The 20,915-nt window shown below is 44.7% G+C and carries 25 protein-coding genes; 3 read left to right on the top strand and 22 right to left on the bottom strand.

Annotated elements, in window-relative coordinates; all coding sequences use genetic code 11:
• The 13 genes from BLCOC_RS08780 to BLCOC_RS08720 form a co-directional block, all read right to left on the bottom strand.
• Positions 1 to 696, bottom strand: coding sequence for an HD domain-containing protein (locus BLCOC_RS08780; RefSeq protein ID WP_115625053.1), 696 nt, complete (start codon positions 694 to 696; stop codon positions 1 to 3).
• Between the two features lie 69 nt (positions 697 to 765).
• Entirely contained in the window at positions 766 to 1,782 is a 1,017-nt protein-coding gene (locus tag BLCOC_RS08775) for a nucleotidyltransferase domain-containing protein (RefSeq protein WP_026255299.1), read from the bottom strand.
• Positions 1,783 to 1,895: 113 nt separating this feature from the next.
• The gene (locus BLCOC_RS08770) at positions 1,896 to 2,546 is read right to left on the bottom strand and encodes a DUF3786 domain-containing protein (RefSeq protein ID WP_115625052.1); all 651 of its coding nucleotides are present in this window, start codon (positions 2,544 to 2,546) and stop codon (positions 1,896 to 1,898) included.
• Between the two features lie 526 nt (positions 2,547 to 3,072).
• Positions 3,073 to 3,444, bottom strand: a complete 372-nt coding sequence (locus BLCOC_RS08765; protein ID WP_018593551.1) for a DUF4180 domain-containing protein — start codon at positions 3,442 to 3,444, stop codon at positions 3,073 to 3,075.
• A gap of 79 nt (positions 3,445 to 3,523) precedes the next feature.
• Positions 3,524 to 3,907 carry an MATE family efflux transporter gene (locus BLCOC_RS08760; protein ID WP_115625051.1) on the bottom strand — a complete coding sequence of 128 codons (384 nt, stop codon included), beginning with the start codon at positions 3,905 to 3,907 and terminating at the stop codon, positions 3,524 to 3,526.
• Positions 3,908 to 3,937: 30 nt separating this feature from the next.
• Complete coding sequence (locus BLCOC_RS08755) at positions 3,938 to 4,516, bottom strand: TetR/AcrR family transcriptional regulator (protein ID WP_115625050.1); 579 nt, start codon at positions 4,514 to 4,516, stop codon at positions 3,938 to 3,940.
• 142 nt (positions 4,517 to 4,658) lie between these two features.
• Complete coding sequence (locus BLCOC_RS08750; RefSeq protein WP_115625049.1) at positions 4,659 to 5,033, bottom strand: TnpV protein; 375 nt, start codon at positions 5,031 to 5,033, stop codon at positions 4,659 to 4,661.
• Positions 5,014 to 5,220, bottom strand: coding sequence for a hypothetical protein (locus tag BLCOC_RS08745; RefSeq protein ID WP_029469819.1), 207 nt, complete (start codon positions 5,218 to 5,220; stop codon positions 5,014 to 5,016). The genes BLCOC_RS08750 and BLCOC_RS08745 overlap by 20 nt, the downstream gene beginning before the upstream one ends.
• Positions 5,221 to 5,433: 213 nt before the next feature.
• On the bottom strand, positions 5,434 to 6,939 hold the full coding sequence (locus BLCOC_RS08740; protein ID WP_115625048.1) for a 4Fe-4S dicluster domain-containing protein: 1,506 nt from the start codon (positions 6,937 to 6,939) through the stop codon (positions 5,434 to 5,436).
• 140 nt (positions 6,940 to 7,079) lie between these two features.
• Positions 7,080 to 7,886 (bottom strand): ABC transporter ATP-binding protein, encoded by an 807-nt coding sequence (locus BLCOC_RS08735; RefSeq protein ID WP_018593557.1) that lies wholly within the window; start codon positions 7,884 to 7,886, stop codon positions 7,080 to 7,082.
• A 14-nt stretch (positions 7,887 to 7,900) separates the two neighbouring features.
• Positions 7,901 to 8,905, bottom strand: coding sequence for a FecCD family ABC transporter permease (locus BLCOC_RS08730; RefSeq protein ID WP_018593558.1), 1,005 nt, complete (start codon positions 8,903 to 8,905; stop codon positions 7,901 to 7,903).
• Positions 8,898 to 9,905, bottom strand: a complete 1,008-nt coding sequence (locus BLCOC_RS08725) for a FecCD family ABC transporter permease (protein WP_018593559.1) — start codon at positions 9,903 to 9,905, stop codon at positions 8,898 to 8,900. The genes BLCOC_RS08730 and BLCOC_RS08725 overlap by 8 nt, the downstream gene beginning before the upstream one ends.
• The gene (locus tag BLCOC_RS08720; RefSeq protein ID WP_115625047.1) at positions 9,905 to 10,921 is read right to left on the bottom strand and encodes an ABC transporter substrate-binding protein; all 1,017 of its coding nucleotides are present in this window, start codon (positions 10,919 to 10,921) and stop codon (positions 9,905 to 9,907) included. Before BLCOC_RS08720 ends, BLCOC_RS08725 begins: the two co-directional genes overlap by 1 nt.
• A 295-nt stretch (positions 10,922 to 11,216) precedes the next feature.
• Between BLCOC_RS08720 and BLCOC_RS08715 the strand changes: the two genes are divergently transcribed.
• Positions 11,217 to 12,212 (top strand): helix-turn-helix transcriptional regulator, encoded by a 996-nt coding sequence (locus BLCOC_RS08715; protein WP_165907201.1) that lies wholly within the window; start codon positions 11,217 to 11,219, stop codon positions 12,210 to 12,212.
• On the opposite strand, the gene BLCOC_RS08710 is transcribed toward BLCOC_RS08715, so the two are convergent.
• The 7 genes from BLCOC_RS08710 to BLCOC_RS08680 form a co-directional block, all read right to left on the bottom strand.
• Positions 12,179 to 12,757 (bottom strand): GNAT family N-acetyltransferase, encoded by a 579-nt coding sequence (locus tag BLCOC_RS08710; RefSeq protein ID WP_029469821.1) that lies wholly within the window; start codon positions 12,755 to 12,757, stop codon positions 12,179 to 12,181. The genes BLCOC_RS08715 and BLCOC_RS08710 overlap by 34 nt on opposite strands.
• Before the next feature lie 4 nt (positions 12,758 to 12,761).
• A complete protein-coding gene (locus tag BLCOC_RS08705; protein ID WP_313735758.1) occupies positions 12,762 to 12,896 on the bottom strand; it encodes a hypothetical protein in 135 nt (44 codons plus the stop codon).
• A gap of 23 nt (positions 12,897 to 12,919) precedes the next feature.
• Complete coding sequence (locus tag BLCOC_RS08700; RefSeq protein WP_115625045.1) at positions 12,920 to 13,360, bottom strand: GNAT family N-acetyltransferase; 441 nt, start codon at positions 13,358 to 13,360, stop codon at positions 12,920 to 12,922.
• A 27-nt stretch (positions 13,361 to 13,387) separates the two neighbouring features.
• On the bottom strand, positions 13,388 to 14,236 hold the full coding sequence (locus BLCOC_RS08695) for a class I SAM-dependent methyltransferase (RefSeq protein WP_165907202.1): 849 nt from the start codon (positions 14,234 to 14,236) through the stop codon (positions 13,388 to 13,390).
• Positions 14,237 to 14,278: 42 nt separating this feature from the next.
• Complete coding sequence (locus tag BLCOC_RS08690) at positions 14,279 to 14,902, bottom strand: NUDIX hydrolase N-terminal domain-containing protein (RefSeq protein ID WP_018593568.1); 624 nt, start codon at positions 14,900 to 14,902, stop codon at positions 14,279 to 14,281.
• A 495-nt stretch (positions 14,903 to 15,397) separates the two neighbouring features.
• Entirely contained in the window at positions 15,398 to 15,745 is a 348-nt protein-coding gene (locus BLCOC_RS08685; RefSeq protein ID WP_115625043.1) for a hypothetical protein, read from the bottom strand.
• 23 nt (positions 15,746 to 15,768) lie between these two features.
• Positions 15,769 to 16,293: a hypothetical protein gene (locus BLCOC_RS08680; protein ID WP_115625042.1), complete on the bottom strand. Its 525-nt coding sequence runs from the start codon at positions 16,291 to 16,293 to the stop codon at positions 15,769 to 15,771.
• Positions 16,294 to 16,772: 479 nt separating this feature from the next.
• Here BLCOC_RS08680 and BLCOC_RS08675 point away from each other — a divergent pair, with 479 nt between their 5' ends.
• Together BLCOC_RS08675 and BLCOC_RS08670 are read left to right on the top strand one after the other, a co-directional pair.
• On the top strand, positions 16,773 to 17,573 hold the full coding sequence (locus tag BLCOC_RS08675; protein ID WP_115625041.1) for a MerR family transcriptional regulator: 801 nt from the start codon (positions 16,773 to 16,775) through the stop codon (positions 17,571 to 17,573).
• Positions 17,574 to 17,585: 12 nt separating this feature from the next.
• The gene (locus BLCOC_RS08670) at positions 17,586 to 18,656 is read left to right on the top strand and encodes a BtrH N-terminal domain-containing protein (protein ID WP_018593573.1); all 1,071 of its coding nucleotides are present in this window, start codon (positions 17,586 to 17,588) and stop codon (positions 18,654 to 18,656) included.
• Between the two features lie 126 nt (positions 18,657 to 18,782).
• Here the strand turns inward: BLCOC_RS08670 and BLCOC_RS08665 are convergent, their stop codons facing one another.
• Both BLCOC_RS08665 and BLCOC_RS08660 read right to left on the bottom strand, forming a co-directional pair.
• A complete protein-coding gene (locus BLCOC_RS08665; RefSeq protein ID WP_115625040.1) occupies positions 18,783 to 19,499 on the bottom strand; it encodes an alpha/beta hydrolase in 717 nt (238 codons plus the stop codon).
• Between the two features lie 13 nt (positions 19,500 to 19,512).
• Positions 19,513 to 20,823: an MFS transporter gene (locus tag BLCOC_RS08660; RefSeq protein ID WP_115625039.1), complete on the bottom strand. Its 1,311-nt coding sequence runs from the start codon at positions 20,821 to 20,823 to the stop codon at positions 19,513 to 19,515.
• Positions 20,824 to 20,915: the final 92 nt, after the last annotated feature.

Raw genomic sequence — 20,915 nt, 5'->3', positions numbered from 1 at the left:
CTATGATAAACTGCCATTCAATCTCTCTTCCAAAATTTCTGTTCCTGTATGGAAAGCGCTGTTGACTTCCCGGTAAAGATTTTCATAGAAATCAACTGCCGCGGCTTTCCGTTCCATAGCGATTTCACGGCCTCTCTTGGTGTGCATCATATCATAAATCTTAATGAGCTTATGTTTATATTCATGGAAATAGGAGTCCGCTGTCTCTTCTTCCCCGTTCGCTATCTGTCCGTCAGGCAGACGTGTATATATGGGTTCGGACTCCTGTCCCCCATACTGAAGTGTCCGGGCAGCCCCGACAGCGCCGGTCACATCAATTTTGTCTGCGTCAAACAATATTTTCGCCTCTGTACTTTCCGGCTGTGTTCCTTTCCCTTTCCTGAACCTGTGCGCCCGGATACAATGTTCTACTTTGGCGATATAATCCCGGTCACAGCCCCGTTCTGCCAAAAATCTTCCGGCCATCTCCGCGCCTGCCACAGCGTGGCATATCTTTTTCCCCTCCGCTTGCGCTTTCCTGCCGATATCGTGCAGAAGACAGGCACAGATCAGAACATCATGATCAACATCTTTCTCATGTTCTGCAATGTCCAGAGCTGTATAAAGAACACGGTAAATATGTTCCACATCGTGTGCACTGTCCTGCATACAGGATTTCATATACGCCTCTATCTGTTCATATGTCTTTTTATCCATTTTTATTTTCACTCCCTTCTGATCTATGTAGGATCATACGTGTTTTTCTGAGCAGATGGTACCTTCGCATTACATGTCAACAGCAATTCTGTTCACATGCTCCACAAAAGCCTCCACCCTCTCCATATCAGGATTGTCCGGCAGACAGCTCTCGTTGGACGCCTTCTCCATTCTCAACTCATAGTCTGCCAGGATATCATAAAATTCACTGGAGAATGTTTTATCCTCTTTCTGAAATCCTCCGTTCCGTATTTTCAGGAGCAGATCCAGATCTTTCTTCCGATTTGTCCGTATTTCCCCTTTTTCCAGAATATCAATGGCCATCATAAATAACCGGATCAAATGCATGGCATGTTTGTTCAGATGGTCATCATCCTTTTTCCGGTTGCGTTTCCCCACTTTATCATAGTCTTTGACCACATTATGCATGACTGACCACATATTCTCATAGTCACGCAGAGGCAGGTGCTGATAATCCGCATCCACAAAAATTTCCGTTTCCAGATCCGGGTTCTCCGATTTGTCTATATATAAATGTATCCTGCCCTTGTCAAAACTGCTGTAACGCCGTTCAAAATCATTGAGCGCGTTTCTGACGGAATTCAAAATATGCTTCTCCTTTTCCGTCTGAGGAAGTGCATCCCTGGCAGCGGCATTCTGGAGCCTTCTCAACTGCGCTCCTGCGTAGCCGCCAAAAGATTTGACTGCCCGCTTTGATAAAAACAGCCCCCTGTTGTCCAGAAGCTCCTGCCCAAGCTCTGTCCTGATCAGATACTGTTCCTCGTCCAGGCCTAAAATCTCACAGGTATTCGGATTACAGTCCAGCAGCAATTTGACTATCTTATTAAAAGCGTAGATCACGGTATCTGTTTTCTTGTCCTCATACTGTTCAAACACGGTCAGTCCCAAAAGGTCAGAAGGCAGGTTCAGGGTAATTCCCCTGAAATCCACATCACTGTTCTCATTATTTGTCCCGTAAGCGTAGCTCCCGCCCAAACCCAAAAGAATGATCCTGTCCCCCAGCCTCTTGTCTTCCCTCAGAAAATCATAAGCTTCTGTGCGCATCAGCTGCCTGAAATCTATCATTTCCTGCTGCCCGCCTTTCCTATCGATCAAGAACAGTATACACGCCCAAACATGACAACCGTGTGTCATATTTTTTCCAACTGTCCTCATTTACCGTTCTCCTGCCGCATATGTTACATTGCAAACATTTTTCCTTTTAACTCTGCCCCCGCCAATTCTGCCAGCCGTATGATCCCCTCCTCAGCCAGCGTCACTGTGGACTCCACATGGATAAAATCCGTCACGCTATAGTCAAAGAGGATATTTCCCTGTGCCGGGAATTCCTCATCTTGGTCCCAGAACAGATACTGCATGGGAATACAGGAAAATGCATTCAGAATATATCCCGCATCCCCCTGCCGGACGGGCCTGCCGCCCATTTTTTCGGCGGCATACTTCAGTTCCCGGGTCTTCCCTGCAAAGGTCATGGCAAAAGGTTTCAATATATTTCTTTCAAAGGCCGGCGCAAAAGGTCCGGCATTTTTTACATCTCTGAAAGGCACCCAGCGATCTGCAAAACTCACATTCTCCTTGGAATACCAGAACAGGTTGTAAATATTCATCCTGGTCCCGTTACTGATGGGACTGCTGTCCTCCATGGCTTTTATATATCCGTCTTTTCTGTGGATGCCATATTTCCTTCCGAAATGTAAAACAGTCAGGTACTCACCTTCCGCTTTTATTTCCGGCAGTTTCCTCATCAGCGCTTCCTGGTCCATCTGTAAAAATTTTTCTCTCCAGGTTTCACTGAGCTTATCGTAATTTGATTGCTGCGGCTTCTGCATCTTTCCTCTCCCTTCTGTCCCCTTAATATGAACGGATGCCTTCTCTGTCCTATTACCAAATATATGTATACGACAGTTGTTTTCTATTGCTTTATTATACCGGATTCCCTTAGTGATTACAATCAAATACCGGCATTGGAATACTGCCGGCCCGAATGTATAACGTTTTTTTCATCCTTAAAAAAGAAAAGCGCATACCATAATGGCAACGCCCCATAAGGAAGTTTTTATGTAAGGTACAGTGTAACCTCAGAAATGGGGTTGCACCGTTTCCTTTTGCCCTTATGCTACAAAGCGGAAGTCCTGCGAATTTTCCCGTATTTCTTCCATCATAGCAAGGATTTCCTGTTCGGTAGGAATGCCTTAATTTTATTTACTTCTTCATCCGAAAGAAACAAGTGCGTTGCCCGAACAGAATTTTCCCAAACAGTCAAGAGTACTTCCAGCAACTGCTGATTTCTGTCCTGTACCTCGTATATTCTCATATTATCGTATCCTCACAACTTTAGATTTATCTTCTCATCTTTTATTTGGAATACCCAGAGAGTTTATCCACGGCACGAGAAACACTTGGTTGAAAGAAAATATCTTTACCTCTATTGCTCTCGTACATAAAATCTCTTAATGGCTTGCTTGTATATTGTGAGAAATCGCCGTATATAGCAAATTTCACTCCATAATTTATAAACTTTTGAAGTATCTCTCCTGCCATACAGGTACTCAAAATGAAGAAATCATCCACAATCGCTTCTTTGTTTACCGCAATATTTTTACATCCCGTTTCATATTTTACACTCATAATCAGATCCAACGCTGACTGAACATCCGTGATTAAGTGTTCATCGCTATGAATAACAGCAACAGACACATTATTCTTTTTTACAACTTCTGTTTTCATTTTTACCTCCATAAATTCTATATTGTTTTTATTACTGACTTCGTTTGCCAACGATTGCCTTTATATCGCAAAGCAACAATTACACTTGATACACACCATCCGCAGCAAGAAGCCCTAATTTCCCTATAAAAAGAATAGTAACGAGCATTTTTACCATAATGAAAGCAAGTGAGTAAATCCCCGCAATCAGCGTATCGCCTGCTTCTGACAGGACATCGCCTAAACCGTATATTATGGCATTAACTGGATAAAACCACAAACAAACTTTGAAGTAACTATAACCAATTAAAATCATTGCTTTGTTATTACCAATAATCAATCCCAATATTTGCTTCCCGCCCAGTAATAATGCGACAGACAGCGTTATTGTGACCGCAATAGAAAGAACTACACCGAATCTCGTTCCTCGCTTCATTCGCTCCTTTTCATTCGCACCAATGTTTTGCCCCGCAAAAATACTCAAAGAATTTCCGAGAGCTTGAACAGGTAATAGTTACTCATATAAATCGTCAATCAATTTGTCAGCCATAAAATCAAAGACTTCCAAATGATTTTGCGGTAAAATATCTTTATTCTTGATATTCATAATCAGCGAATAGATAACTGAAATAGCCATATTGGCATTGACTCTAAATTTCAAAGCGGGGTGACAAAGAAATAGTTGTCTGCTTAGTTCGCCTGCTTGTTCCATTTCTTTTGCCTGTTCCTCTGATACTTTGTTCATTAGAATTGTATAGTCGGCGGTATCCGAGCCATACAAAAAAGAATTCTTATCATAAGCTCGATAGATAAGTTTCAAGGCTTTTACCACACCTGATTTTCCTTTTTCTTCTTCCATTGCCGCCTCAGCCATTTCACAAATTTCACGCTGTACAGAACACAATACCTCACAAAAAAGAGCTTCTTTCGACTCAAAAAAAAGATAAAATGCTCCTTTGGATATGCCAACCTGTTTACACATTTCATCAACACTTGTTTTTTTATATCCATACTGTGTCCAGCTCTGCTTACAAATGTCAATCAAACTTTTTCTAATATTTTCTTTTTCCCTTTCAGAAAAGCTCCTTGCCATAATTCAATCTCCCTTCTATGACTTAAAATACCAATTCAGTCATAGATATAATAACACTTAAATTTTCACAAGTCAAGTAGGATAAAAAATCTGCTTTTTTGCTAAAAACAGACAGAGGTTTTACACCCTGTCTGTTATCCATTTATGCATAGATTATCTCGCTATTCACAATTTCCATAGCACACACCCGTATGTTATTCATTCGTCCAACCCATTCTAAAGCGTTTTCAGCTTTTAACTGCTCCGTGATACCCTGTGCCTGTTTCATCTGCTCTGTGAGCGTTTCAAAGCATTCCTGTGCCTGTCTGTCAATGTCGGCAAGGTAAGCATTCAGTTTGCCGCTTGTGAGCAGATTAGTGTATGTAATTCTGTGATGTTCCTTTAAGTACCGCAAATGCCGCTGACCGAATAAGCCTATCGGCTGTTCCTTTTCGGTTGGTAAAGTAAGGCAGGGTATAAAGTAATCGTCCCGCATTTCGTATGTACCGCCCATTTCTTCAAAAATTGATTTTGCCATTGTGTTGTCCTCCATAAATGATTTTGAATTTCTTTTTCTTGGCGTTTGCAAATTTTATGAGCAATTCATTTACTGCGTCTGTGTATCTGCCTTCCGAAAGCAAGCGGTTACGCAATTCATTTAGACTTCGTATAATAACACCTCCCTCAAGCTCATCAAAAACTAAATAATAATTCTGCTCTCGCATAGCTTCGACCTCCTTGTTTACATTTGTAAACAAACGGGGAAATAATTACGAATGTGCGATTTGATTTTTTATACAGAAAAAGACACCGAGAAAAGTATTTCTACCTTTCTCAGTGTCTTTCGCCTTTGCAACGCCCGTAATGGTTAGTATTCTGATGTGTTTTCAAATTACTTCCTTATCGGGCGTTAGCAAAAGGTATACACTTTTTCTTAGTTAATCCAATTCTATCTCTATGAGTTCTGCCGCCGGAAGTTTTTTGGTAGAGGAAGCCTTATACTTCTTCAACTCCGCTGCCGCCTCCTTTAACGGAATGTTGGTTCCCGCTCCCGCCATACATCCGCCGGGACAGCCCATGCCTTCTATGAGACATCCTTTCATTTTGCCTGCCTTGGCTAGGGTGAGCACTTTTTTACACTCTGCCAGGCCTTCTGCATGTTCAATATGTACCGGGACATCCGGGTGGTATTCCTGCAGACATTCCTCAATGGCCTGTGCCACGCCTCCTGCTACCGCATAGCCTCTTCCGGCTGCGGTGGCATTGTGCAGGCTTCCATCTTCCTCCATCAAAGCCGGGTCTATCTCTTTTGCGTCAAACATGCCCTGCAGTTCCTCAAAGGTAATGACAAAATCCACATCGCTGCGGACATCGGTTCTGGATGCCTCCAGTTTTTTTGCCGCACAGGGACCTATGAAGACCACACCTGCATTGGGGTATTTCTGCTTAATGCTTCTCGCAGAAGCCACCATAGGAGTCAGTTCCTGGGACACACTTTCTATCAGATCCGGGAACTGCTTCTTAGCCAGCATAGACCATGAAGGGCAGCAGGATGTAAGCAGAAACGGAAGTTCTCCGGTGCTCACCTTTTCCGCATAGTGATGGGCTTCCGCAATTGCCCCTATGTCGGCTCCGAGCGCTACCTCGTATACTTCCTGAAAACCCAGTTTTATCAGTGCTGCTTTGAACTTTGCCGGGGTTACATCCTTTCCGAACTGCCCTACAAATGCCGGCGCTACTTCTGCAATGATCTTTTTTCCCTCGCGCAGCGCTCTGGAGAGCTGGAAGATCTGGGATTTATCCGATATTGCCCCAAAAGGACAGCTCACCATACACATGCCGCAGGATACACATTTCTCCGGGTCAATGGCTGCTCTGCCCAGATTGTCGCTGCCGATGGCTTTGACACCGCAGGCCCTGGCACAGGGACGTTCCATTTTGGAGATGGCATCATAAGGGCAGATTGCTTTGCATTTACCGCATTTGATACATTTTTCCTGATCGATCACAGACTTTCCATTCACTATGGAAATGGCATCCTTGGGACAGACCTGTTTACATGGATGAGCCACACAGCCTCTGCACATATTGCTGACCTGATATTTGTTCGGCTCACAGGCATCACAGGCAGAGGGGATGACCTGCATAAGGGGAGGCTCATAATACTTTTCATCTATGTTGCTATTTTCCATTCCGGCAGTGATGTGAACGGCTTCATTTTCCGGCCGCAGGGACATACCCATGGCAAGGCGGACACGTTCGCTGGCAACCGCTCTTTCCCTGTAAATGCTCTCCCTGTAGGAGGCCCGCTCTTTCACAATGTGATACGGAATGGCTTCTATCTCGTCATTGAAATTATCCTTTGTGGATTCAAAAGCTACCTTGCAGATTTCTGTAAATACTTCACGCCTGATTTTCTTTACCGGGGTTTCCACACTTCTCATTTTAAAATCTCCTGTTCTCAATCGCGCTCTAATACCATCTATCCGCACTAAAATGGTTAGAATCTATAGTTTCATACATCTTCCATTCTATGGATTGTCAGAAGAAATGCAAGTTTTTTATTCCATACACGACATATCTGCTACATCTCATTCCTATCTTTTTTCATCATCTTATAAGACAGACATATGGGTTTACCCGTCCACGGGTCCCGGCTGATACAGGCATCCAGGGAAAATACATCCGCCAGAGTTTCTTTTGTCATGATCTCTTTTGGGGTTCCCTCATACAGCATTCTGCCGGAGCGCATGGCTATCATCCAGTCCGAAAATCTGGCTGCCAGATTCAGATCATGAAGGACCATGGCTATGGTTTTCTTCTGTTTTTTATTCAATTCCTCCAAAAGCTCCAGCACTTCAAGCTGGTGAGCCATATCCAGATACGTGGTCGGCTCATCTAAAAGGATCAGGGGCGTATCCTGGGCAAGAGCCATAGCTATCCAGGCTCTCTGCCTCTGCCCTCCGGAAAGAGCATCTATATCCCTGTCTGCCAATTCCTCCATATCGGTGATGGACAACGCCCACTTCACTGCTTCCTGGTCTTCCTTCTTCAGACGTCCGAATCCCTTTTGATGAGGATATCTGCCGTAAGCCACCAGTTCCTTTACGGTCAATCCCCCCGGTGCCTGAGGCCCTTGTGGAAGAATCGCCATTTTCTTTGCCACCTCCACAGTGGACATCTTGGCAATCTGTCTGCCGTCCAGCAGTACATGGCCTTCCCGAATGGGTGTCATACGGGACAGGGCTTTTAAAAGGGTGGATTTTCCGCATCCGTTAGGACCGATGACAGAAGTAATACGTCCTCTTGGAATCTGCACATCCATGGCGGGGATGACAATGTTTTGATGGTATGCAACGGAAACTCCTTTTCCTGAAAGTACAGCATCCATATTAAAATTCTCCTTTACGTTTTGATCAGCAGATACAGAAAATACGGGGCACCGATCACGGCCGCCACGATTCCAACAGGAATCTCATTTGGTGACAACAGTGTACGTGAGATCATATCGGAATATGTCATCAGCACGGCCCCCGTAAGCACTGCAGCCGGAACCAGTATCCTGAAATTCGGCCCCACCAGGCGGCGTGCCATATGTGGGCAGACAAGTCCTACAAAGCTCAGTCCGCCGCCCACTGCACAGCAGAGACCGGACATGGCAACGGCCGCTCCCAGAAGGATCACCGTCTGTCGTGGCACGTCTGCTCCCAGTCCTGCCGCAGTCTGATCACTGAGGGACAGCACATTCAGGGTACGGCTTTTGTAAAAGACAAACAGCCCAAGAATAAGAAGGCAGTAAAAAAGCAGCCGCACATTCTTCCAGTCAGCACCCCAGATGCTGCCTGACAGCCATTTCTGCACAAATGCGTGATTGCTGTCAGGCAGGCGCAGCATTAATATGGTAGTCACACTTGACACAGCAGTGGAAACTGCCACGCCCATCAAAAGCAGCCTGCCAGGAGAAATCCCCTGTCTTGTAAGCGCCAGTCTGTAATCCAGCGCTGCCACTGCTATCGAACCGGCAAAGGCCAGAAGAGGAAGCAGCACGGTCAAACTGACTGGACTTTGCGGTACAAATACCAGAAATCCCGCCACAAAAAGTCCGGCTCCAGCATTGATTCCCAGGATTCCGGGTTCAGCCATATGGTTTCCGGATACTCCCTGGATCACACAGCCGGAGACTGCCAGGCCCACACCCACCAGAAGACTGGTAAAAACTCTGGGAAGCCTCAGGTTAATAAGTGTATAACGTACACCTTCTGCACCTTTGCCCCGCAGGATTTCCCAAATTTCCTCCGGACTTATCTTCCGGTAACCCGCGTTTATCTCCAGCCATATTCCCCAAAGCAGCAGCAGGGTCAAAAGGATAAATACCGTACCTGTACGGATCCTGCGTCTTCTCTCACTCAAAAGTCCTCTCCTCCTTCCGGGCTGTCCAGATAAAAAACGGCACACCGATCACAGCAAATACCAGGCCCACAGGCACTTCTCCCGGCGCGTTGATAACTCTTGAGAGAATGTCTGCCGCCAGCATAAAGAAAGCCCCCGCTGCCATGGAGCAGGGGATAACTGACCTGTAATCCGCACCGGTAAAATACCGCACAACGTGAGGCACCATCAGCCCCACAAAAGCCACCGGACCGGCAAGCGCCACAGAGCCGCCGGCAAGCAGCAGCACGGTCAAAAGACAGACTGCGCGGGAGCGTTCCACAGAAAGGCCAAGACCTCTCGCAGCGTCCTCCCCCAGACTCAGAAGAGAAACCCTGCCGGAAAGCGCGGCTGCCCCTGCAAGCCCCAAAAGGATCACTGGTCCTGCAAATATAAGCTGCTCTCTTCGTATCCCCGCCACACCTCCTGCAGTCCAAAAGGTAAGATCATATCCGATTTTATACAAAATCGCCACTGCCTGACTCAGAGAGGTGAGAAATATACTCACAGCACTTCCCGCAAGCACAAGCCGTACCGGGTCCAGTCTGCGTCTGTTCAGGCTCATAAGACCATATACCACCAGCATAGCTGCCGCTGCCCCCAAAAACGAAAAAACTACCACGCCGGAAAAACTCAGCCCCGGAAGAAAGGCCAGGCAGAGCGCCAGCGCAAAAGAAGCGCCTGCATTGATGCCCAGAAGCCCGGAATCTGCCAGAGGGTTTCTTGTCACTCCCTGCATCATGGCACCTGCTGTTGAAAATGCTGCGCCTACCAGAATACATCCCGCTGTCCGCGGCAGCCTCAGCTCCCGAATGACCAGATGCTGCTGGTCTGTAAGATCCGGGTTTATCAATGCATTCATAACCTGCCGGGGAGGAATACCGGTGCTTCCATATAATATGGAAAGGACTGCGGCAGTCAAAACCGCCGCAGCTCCTGCTGTCAAAAACCATACTGTTCTCTTTTTTGCATTTAGGCCCATTATTTTCCCTCAAATCCTCGGAAGAAATCAATAAAGATATCAAGCTGTGCATTATAGGTGATGGGGTCCCTGTGCATAAAGGACACCTGCTCATAAGGAAGTATCCGCCCTTTTTGTACAGCTTCCAGACTGTTCCAGAGCCGGGAATCATCCACATAGGATCCGTCCGTATCAGCCAGAACGCCATACAGGATAAAATCCCCTGTATATTCCGGCAGGGCTTCCAGAGATACCACCTGATACTGGGTATCGCCGTCCACCATTTCTCTCTGTACTGCCTCAGGTGCTTTCAGTTCCCACATATCGTAGAGAATGGAGCCGCCCCTTGCAAAGTGACTGCCCATGGTGTAAATCTGCTGAGGCCATACCTCCACTATAGATACGGTCCTGTCACCTACAATCCCTTGTATCTCATCTTTTACACTCAGCGCACGCTCCTTAAAATCAGCAATGTACTCCTCCGCTTCCCCGCTTTTTCCTACCAGATCGGCAATATAGCGGAAGACTTCCTCATCACTTCTCTTTCCGTCCTGAATATAAACAGTGGGAGCAATTTCAGAATATTTCTCATAATCCGCCTCTGTAATCGTCACGATCAGATCCGGCTCCTTGGCCACTATCATTTCCAGAGAAGTCTCCGCACTGGTAATGTCCATTTCTTTAATGCCCTCCGTTTTATCTGAAAGAAACGGATTAGACAGAGAATAAGGAGAGGCTATGGCCGGTTTTACATCCACAGCCAAAAATTCACCCAGATAATAGTCAGAAACAATGGTCTGTGGATTTTCAGGAATTTCAACCTGACCTTTATCTGTCTGGACTGTGCGCATTCCCTCCTTCACTGCGGAAGAGGAAATATTCTTATCAGGACTTTCTGCACCCTGAACCGTACTCTCGTTACCTGTACCCACCTTTCCTTTTTCTGCATCTGCCCTCTGTCCCGAACAGCCTGTCAGCAGGCCCGCAGCAGTCAGTACAGCAAAAAACGGTACCAGTTTATTCCTCATATTCATCATAATGTCTGCCCTTTCTCCATACCATAATTTTCTTTAGTTAGTTATAGCTAATTGACAGCAGTCATTCTAGCATACTATACTATTTAAGGCAACATTTTTTTATAATTGCACCTAAATAGAATATATCTGTCACCGTATTAAAAAACATGATTTATGTGGTAAATCACAGAAGCTGAGGAATAATAAGATTACATCTGGATAATAAGAATGCCGATGCAGGATGATCCGAACTGCTGTCTACGAGACGGTTATGGCTGCTGATAAGTCGTTTCATCATCGGAAAAGGAGTATAAAAATGAGTATACACAGTCACCGTGACCTTCAAAATAATATTCTGCAAAACCTGGGATTTCATTCGGTCAAAGGTAATCACTGCACCCGTTTTGCCAACAAAAGCCGCCCAGAGGACGGAATTTTTGTTTTATATGAACGGCCCGGTCTTTACTCACTTGCCGCGGCAGACTATACGGCTGCAACCTCCTTTTCTCTTGCCTTTGAATCAGAGGAGACCGTGCTCCGGTTCGGCAGTTTCTACGACGGCAAAACCCATTTTGAAATTGAAGGGATTACGTCACACTCCTCCTCCCCTTCATCCTTTCTGGTACGGGAGGAGAAGATAAAGGGCCGGCAGTTCTGGAATGCAGGACAGTACTGCAGGGGAATTGAATTTGCCTTATTCCCTGCTTTCTTAAAACAATTAAAAACAATCGACCCGCATGCTTCTGTACTGGACAGTCTCTCCAAAAACCGCACTTACCATTCATTACCCCCGGCAATCATCACCATATTTCACCAATTATTACCAATAATACAAACAGACAGCCTCACCCCGCTTATGCTGGAAGGCTGTCTGCTGCAGTGCATGGGAATACTGACCGAGTCCATCAGGCAGGGGGCACTCCGTGCACCGGATGTAATGCCCAGCGTATTTTTAGGCAGGAAAAAAATCACCTTTGACGAGTTTGATCTGTCGGCAGTTCAGCAGGCTAAACAGATACTGACAGAAAATCCGGCCAATGCTCCAACCATCTCACAACTCAGTAAACAGGTTTGTCTAAATGAACAGAAGCTGAAAGCAGGTTTTTCCATGTGCTTTCACATGACCATTGGCCGCTACCTGAAAGAATGCCGTATGGCTAAGGCTGCCGACCTGCTCACCTCCACCTCCCTGAGTGTCCGGGAGATTGGGTTAGCTGTGGGGTATACAAGCAGTGCTGCCTTTATCAAAACCTTCCGGCAGCACTATAAAATGACGCCTCAAAAGTTCCGCTGCGCGGATACCCCAAAATAGTCCTCTGCCAATATGGCATACCCTGATGCATCGCATATCCCCTGGTTATTCCTGTCCGCCTGTCTTCTGGTACCTTCGTAAACCATACCGCATTTTTTCATTACTTTTCCAGAATTGACATTTCGTGGGTCATGGCGGGTTTCTACACGATTTACCTTCACTTCCTCCATGAAAAAACGGATGACCTCTTTAAGCGCCTCCGAAGTCACACCCTGATGCCACCATCTCTTTCCAATACAGTAACCGATGTGAACCATCTCTATGGAGTCATCTTTGGAAACAACTGAAATAGAGCCTATAGGCTCCTCCCCGTTTTCCTTTACAGTGATCGCCCACTGATAGAAATCCTTCTCACCATAGTGGAAAATCCAGTCTTCCAAAACTTCTCGGGACACCTCCGGGCTTTTGTGGGACGGCCACATAAGGTATTTTGTTACCTGGTCATCATTTGCCCAATTGCGGAACATAGCTGCTGCATCCCGTATGGTAAAACGCCGCAGGATCAATCTTTCTGTCTGGAGTTTCTCTGTTCCTTTGTGCTGCATATTTTCATTCCCCTTCCTTTATTAGTATTCTAAAATAGTTCATCCAGCAAGATATAATACCTGATCTTATCCCAGTCTGGAACAATTCCCAACTCCTCAAAAAGCTGTTTTTTACACTTTCCGGAAGCTTTCTTTCCATAACTGCCTCTCATTCTATTGTGGTCAGAGCTGCTTTTTCATAAAGATCAAATCTTTCTCTGTCTCAAAACCGTTCTTTTCATAAAAATGCTCTGTGGCATTCCCGCGCAGGGTCATAAGCATAATTTCTTTAATGTTTCTCTCACGCAGTCTTTTCTCAAATTCCCGGTAGATAGCCGAACCGATGCCATTTCCCCGGCTGGCATTTTTCACACAAAATTCTTTTATTTCAAATAATACTCCATCATAAAACTGTTCGGCAAATCCGAATATCATACCGCAGAGCACTTCCCCCTCAAACGCACAGATACCATAAAATGTCTTTGCCTCTGCCATCTGCCTAAGCCTGATCTCTGCGGTCTCCTGGGACCACGCATCATTCCAGGGCGGGGCATTAAAGGTTTCCACATACATGGCCGCAAGAGCTGCCAAATCATCTTTTTCAATTTCTTTATATGTAAACATCAAACTGTCCTCCTCTTTATGTTTGTTTTATTCTGTCCGCAAAAAATGTTTCTGCAATGGGCCTGCATAAACCATGGTATGGTTGGGCATCTTCAGAATATCCGATACTGCATACCTGTCAAATGCTTTTTCCAATTCCAGGATATACTCCTTGTACCCTTTATCTGTCTCTTTCAGTGAATAAGAACCAGAGCGGCTCCTTTTGATAAATTTTTCTTTGGTAAAATACAACGGATGATCAAAACTCATGACTTCACAGACGTTTCGGAAATCTGCTTCACATTCCCCCATATCAGCAGCGCTGCTTTCCAGATACTCCTCTCCTGTAAAAAACTGACGAATGCGGCTGTCATTCTTTTTTATCCCACCGCCAAAGCCCAAAAAACCGGGACAATATTTTTTATAAATCTGATAGCTTTCTCTGTTTATTTCACAATCCATATCCCGCATATTCCAAATCAAAAACACATAGCCTCCGGGCTTTAATATCCGTATACATTCCCGTCTGAAATCCAGTGGGGAAAACCAGTGAAATGCCTGGGCAGCCGTCACAAGATCACAGCTTGACACAGGCAGATTCAAAGAAGACGCATCTCCTTTCACAGAACAAAAAAGTGGATTCTTTCCCAAAATCCGCTCTGCTTCCAGCCGCATGTGTTCATTTGGCTCCACACTATATACACGACAGCCTAGTTTCAGGAGCTGGCCGGAAAACTTTCCTGTACCAGAACCAATATCCGCTGTTACAGTTGCAGAACCCACACCAAATCTTTCAGCCAGCAGCTTTATAAACGCCTCTGCGTAAAGAGGCCTTCCATGTGTGTAATCAAAAGCACGTCCTGTAAACATCCCTGTATCCATCTTCTCACCTTCCATATACTCAGCTTCCATTATTCCTCGCGATGTTTATACCATATCTCAGTCAAACTGCGTCTTCCAGTGCTCCGCTCTGGCTGCTTCAAAACACATAGCAATCTGTTCCCTTGTATTTTTATCTTCTGCCAACAGGGGAAGTTCATCCATGGAAAAATAACCGCTGTCCACAGTTTCCAGATTTTTCTCAAAATGTCCGCCTATTACTGTACACAACACAATCACTTTGCAAATTTTATAGGCGTACCGGGGCTGATTGTGTTTTTCCCTGTCTTGTATGGCAATAACCATATCAGCCGTCACATCAAGGCCTGCCTCCTCCTTCACCTCTTTGATGGTATTCTCCTTCACAGACAGATCTACATCCACCCATCCGCCGGGCATGGACCATCTGCCGTCATTTTCTTTCACCAAAAGGATCTTGTCCCCCTCAATGATCGCTGCCCTGCAGTCCATTTTCGGTGTCTGATACCCCACCTCACAGCAGAACAAATCCTTTGCTTTCTCAAAAGGCATTTCTGCCTGCTGGCTGATGATCTCCGCAGAGATTTCACGGATACGTTCAAAACGTTCTATATCGTACTTATCTTTGCAGTAATACAGGGCACTCTGGGCCAGACTCTGCAGTTCCACTGCCCAGTCTAACCAGTTTTGTTTTTCGTCTTTCATATGTACTGATTGCAGGTTTTTCCCACTGATGCTATACGGTGAGAAGCCACGGCTTTTCCGGCCTGCTGCTCCTTTCTTTATTCAGTTATTCTTGTAACTGCCTAATCCCTTCACTGTTACCAACAAAAATCCATGCCATGCCTGTACCGTGCCTTCCCCAAAGCCGTTTTGATAAGTCTCATCTTCCATTAACCCCATCTACTGAATACACAAAACAGCACTACAATTGGCAGGACAGCGGTACCTGGTCCTTTGTTTTGATTATACAAGATTCTTTATCTATTGACAACGGAACCTCTGCATTTCCTGCAGACATATCACAAAAGCCTGCGTACATATTTACAGTTCTCCACCGTCTGTGATAGTTATGGGCATAAAAATGCCCCTTTGAGGTAAGGAATGCCGCATTTTGATTCATACCCCAAAAGAGCTGTTTTTATTTATGATACAAAGTAATTTATATTGTCAATGTAGACTAATAAATCTTATAAATTATTACAATTTATATTTATTCTTAAACTTTTTCCTTCTCAAAAATATCACTCCAAAAATTATAAATACAATAACTGCAGAGGCTGTTATCACATACTGTGCAATCGGCTGTGACTTTTTTCCAATATCTATTACTGCTGATCCACCCCCTTGCCCAAATGTATCCGGAACATTGGCCGCCGCTTGCATTGCGCTTTTAAAATCGTATGCTTGAAAGCCATCTGGATCTGAAGGCTCCAGTTCTTCATCTGAATATATATTACTACGCGTTTTACTGCTGTCAGTTATCATTGCAGCAGCAGATGTCCGTGCTGGAATCACATACAAAATTCTCTCGTTATCAAGTGCCATGAATAAAGGCTGTCTAATAGGAGCTACACCACCGACCAAAAAAATTGATATGCATTGATTCCAATTTCGTTTTTTTCCAGAGATGCGTTTAACTGTTCTTCTAGTGTTAAATTTCCGGGTTCGTAAACATACACCCCTTCCACTCCCCATGGGCCAGTCTGCTGCCCATTTTCATCTCGTTCTCTTGTAACACAAGCTTCATACAAAACATCATCAGCACGAATAGAAACTATCCACATATACGGACTTTTGTTTAAAGCATCCATTGCTTCTGCATAATCAATAAGCTTATTTTCAATTAGAGGTGTATCTAAGTATTCCTTAACTGCATTATCAAGGTCAACATCCTCAATTGTTATTTGTCGTCCTCCTGATGATGTCGTTGGACCATTATTTACAAATTGAACAATTTGACTTTCAATATTATATATTGAATCATAATCCTCGGAGTCCTTTAATTTTTCTATAGAGTCTGCCATGACATCTTGAGCTATAAAAAAGATTGAAATCAGCACTCCCAGTATAATAACCCTGCTCTTCTTTTTCATTATTGTCCCTTCTCCTTCGCCGTGTTTTATTTAAATCACGTGCTACTAAATAATGCCTATTAAGTCGTGTTGACGTATTCTTCCAATTGGCATAGATTTCATACAGATTATTTTTATCATTCGTTTATTTGTAAGTGCTCTTAAGCTTCTGTTACGGCAAAGAAGACCGGAAATAAAATTGCTGCATAGAAGTGACCCGTGAAAAACTGGATACGATCCTGTAACCTATTATCAAAGAGTTGAGATTTAGTCTCGTCAGAACTCCTTTGTTTTGATTATACAAGATTCTTTATCTATTGACAACGGAACCTCTGCATTTCCTGCAGACATAACACAAAAGCCTGCGTACTCATTTACAGTTCTCCACCGTCTGTGATAGACTTGTTTTATATCAGGCAGAGAAATTCCTGCGAAATACTTTCGTTTCTCTTGACCTTCCCCTGCAGGGGACGGTTTAAACTAGAATAAGAGGAGGTTATATGTATAAAATCAGTCAATTTTCCAAAATTTCCGATCTAACTGTGAAAGCACTGCGTTATTACGATAAAGAAGGGATTCTGTCACCCTCCTTCCGGGATGAGGAGAATCAATACCGGTATTATAATGATGCGGATTTTGAAAAAGCCCGGCTCATCAAATATCTTCGTTCCCTGGACTTCTCAATAATGGAAATCCGAGAAATTCTGGAAACTGCAGAGACTGAGAATGATTTGGCATTTATACTAAGAGAGAAAATAAAAATAATTGAAAAGAATATTTCAAAGGAAAAAGAACTCATACGAAAAATCAGCAAAGGACTCCCTGCATATGAAACAAAACAGCCTGCTCTGCCATACAAGATTGACGTTACAGACGTAAAAGAAATGCTTGCAGCCACAATTCGCTTTACAGGCAGATATAGTGACCTTGGAAAGTATGTGCCGCTTCTCTATCAGGCAGTGAAGGACTGCAAGACAGGCAGACATTTTAACTGTTATTATGATGACGCCTGTGTGGAACAGGCAGATATTGAACTCTGCCTGCCCGTCAAATGCAGAATAACCCATCCATCTGTGACTTGCAAAAAACTGCCCGGCATTAAAGCACTGCGTACCCTCCATTATGGCAGCTACGATACTTTATATCTTGCGTATAAATCTGTCTTTGCCTATGCCAACGCCAACAACTATAAAATTTTGGTTCCCACAAGAGAGGTATACCTAAAAAGTCCCGGCATGATTTTCAAAGGAAATCCTGCCAACTATACTACAGAGATTCTTTTACCCTTTGAAATCCTTTAAAGGAGTAAAAATATGAAAACAATAATTGAAGATTTTATCCCTCAGGGTGGAAAACATTGTATCACCAATTCCCTGAAACAGATTTTTACCTATTACGGATATCCCATGTCAGAGGAAATGATATTCGGTCTGGCATCCGGTTTGTCCTTCCTCTACCTCAACCAGTCAGACAGCCCTATGGTAAATGGCAGGATAAAAGTATTTGAATTTGAAGAAAAACTGGCAAAACGCCTTGGTATCTCCATTAAATGTAAATCCGGAAGACATTATCCTCAGATTTTTGAAACCACAAAGCAGCTCATTGAGGAACAAAACCCCGTTCTTATCTACACGGATATGCCGTATCTGAAATACTTGGGCATGGATCCAAACAGCCACTTTGGAGGACATGCCGTGGTTCTGTTTGGCTTCGATGATACTGCGCAGAAATTCTTTGTAAGCGACAGAGATAACCACGATTTTCCCATCAAAGTCCCCTCAGGTCAGATAGCTGAGGATTATCACATGGTAGATTATGCAGAAATTGAAAAGGCCCGCAGGAGTTCACACAGACCATTTCCGGCCAACAACAAGTATTTGACATTTGATTTTAGCGGATACAAAAAGGCAGAAAAAAAAGTCCTGTGTCAGGCCATAGAAGAAACCTGTACCACAATGCTATTTCCCTCCGCACAATTGCTGGGTATAAACGGCATCAAAAAGTTTTCAAAAGAAATCCTGAAATGGAAACAGTTCAGCTCCCAAAAGCTTCGGCTGGCAGGTACCACTAATTATTTTCAGATCAATGAGGCAGGCGGCACCGGCGGAGGGATTTTCCGCAGAATGTATGGTGATTTTCTCATAGAATGCGCACCTGTTTTTCAGGATGAAAGGCTTGTGGACTCAGGACAGCGTTTCCTCTATGCCTCCCGGCAATGGGATTCCTTGGCTTTAGATCTATGGCAGTTATCCCTTGACCCAGACACGGAACTTTTAATAAAAATGTCAGCCGCCATCGCAGACCTTTATGTCATTGAAAAAGATATTTATTTGTCATTGCTTGAGACTGTGAAACAACATACCTTGGACCGGGAAGAAATGTAACATACGATTCTGGAAACACACTTGAATGGATTTTCTTCCCCTCTGCTTTAACCTTAAGGATTATATAAAAACAAGCCGTACAACATTTTTATCTGCTGCACGGCTGTTTTTCGTTACTCTTTTCTTTTACATCGGATACACTCCGAACTCTTCCCGCAGCCACCTTCTATACCGCTCAAGCTGCCCCTCAGTATGAAAATAGTGTTCCCCTTGTTCCGCCACTTCCAGGCGGCACGAGAAGCGTTCTGTAAATGCCAGTATCCTGTCATACTCACACAAATCGTCCTCACTGCCATACAGGATACTTGTGGGAGAATTCCATTTCACAATAGGATTTTCCTTTGTATAGCAGTAATAGTCCCAGTAAAGCTTTTGTCCAATGGGGGTATCCAGCTCTCCGTTTTCTTTTAGCTGACCGGATGTAATGTGAAACCAGGCCATCATATTTTCTATTATCCGCTCCATATCCACCACCGGGGACAAAAACAGGCATCTTTCAAATTCCTCTTCCCTATAAGCTAGGAGACTGAAATACGCGCCCAAACTGCAGGCAAATAATCCCACTGTGTTCCATTTTTCTCGGACAAATCCCAGGATTACTTTCAGTTCTTCCACACAATTCTGCACCTTACAGGGAATTCCTTCTTCTTTTCTCTCCCCGTGTTCCGGCAGATCAAAGCTAAGTACCTGATACCCCTTTTCCGAAGCTGTCTCTGCCAGGATCCGCACAGGTACATCTGTCTTGCTGGACTGGTTTCCATGTACTGCCACGATCACCTTGTCCGCCTGCTCACCATATAGAACAGACGGTATCTTATCTATCTGAAAAATCTGCATCTTCATATTACTTCTGTCCTCACCTTTCTTCTTCCAACTCCCACAGATGTCTGTCCTTTCTAAAATACAGGCAGATAAGCACACCCGCTATTCCCAGAAAGAAAAACAGCATTGCAGCCCCGGAACCTTTTCCGCTCCCAAAAGCACGCACCAGATAACTTCCCGATGCCTGTGTGCCCATTATAGGTTCAAACACTTTATCCACAAACAATCCGCCTAAAAGATATCCCACCGGGATTGTAAAAAACTGCAGAGTGTTGCGCACAGAATACACGCGTCCCTGTATTTCCAGAGGGGTATGGGAACGGATCAGCACATCCATATTGGCTGACATAAAGGGAATAAACAGCCATCCCAGCACCGCCCCCAAACACCAGACCGGTGTACTTTTCCCAAAGGCCAGAAAAAAGTTCTCTGTACTCATGGAAAACAAAAGGGAATTACAGATGATCCGCATTCTGCTCTTCGGTGGTGCGGACATAGATACCCAGATACTGCCTGCCAGATTTGCAATTCCTCCACAGGCGTTCACCCATCCAAGCGCCATTTTACTGCCTCCGTTTCTGGACAGAAGCATAGCCGGCAATGCCGCGTCGTACATGGATGCCACCAGATTGATGGCTGCCAGAAAAAGGATCAGGTCCAGGATCCCTCTGTTCTCCCGCATATATCCAAGGCCTTCCCCGGCCGCTTTTATAAGAGAACCCGGCCGCTCCCCGGATACCGGCCTGTTCTCCGGGATCCGGATAAAAAATGCAAGGGTAAAAAACGCAGCGGCGAAGGTTGTCAGGTCAATGGCTATCACCGCCCCAATCCCCCAAAAGGACATAACCGTCATGGCAGCAATGGGATTCAGCACAGTGATAAGAGAGTTGGAAAACGAACGCATACCGCTCACCCTCTGGTATTGTTTTTTCGGTGTGAGCAGGCTCACCGCCACATCCGAGGCAGGCTGCTGAATGGTATTCATCAGGCCGTTCAGCCCATTGATAAAATACAGGTGCCAAATTTCCAGGCTTCCTGCCCTCAGCAGATAAAATACCGCTGCTGTACTGACTGCCGCAATGGTGTCGCACACAAGCATGGTATGCTTTTTGTTCCATCGGTCACTCAAAGCCCCGGCAAAAATGCTCAGAAGTACATAAGGAGCATAGGAACAGATTGCCAGAAGGGAAGTAGACAGCGCCGAACCGGTCTGCTGATACGACCAGATCACTAAGGCATAGCTTGTCATGGAACTGCCCAGCGCGGAAAGCGCCTGGGTCGCCCACAGCAGAATAAAAGTATGTAGTCCTTCAAATAGTGCTTTTACGTTATTTTGTTTTTTCATTTTGACTTTGCCCTTTCTTTCATAAACTTGGTTTATTCAAAGAACGCAAAGTCTGACGGACGAAAAGGCATTACACCCAAAATTCGTCTCCA

It is taken from the genome of Blautia coccoides (assembly GCF_034355335.1).
GTDB lineage: Bacteria > Bacillota > Clostridia > Lachnospirales > Lachnospiraceae > Blautia > Blautia producta.
The sequence above is the reverse complement of the archived record's forward strand: the minus strand, read 5'-3'. Positions and strand labels throughout refer to the sequence as shown.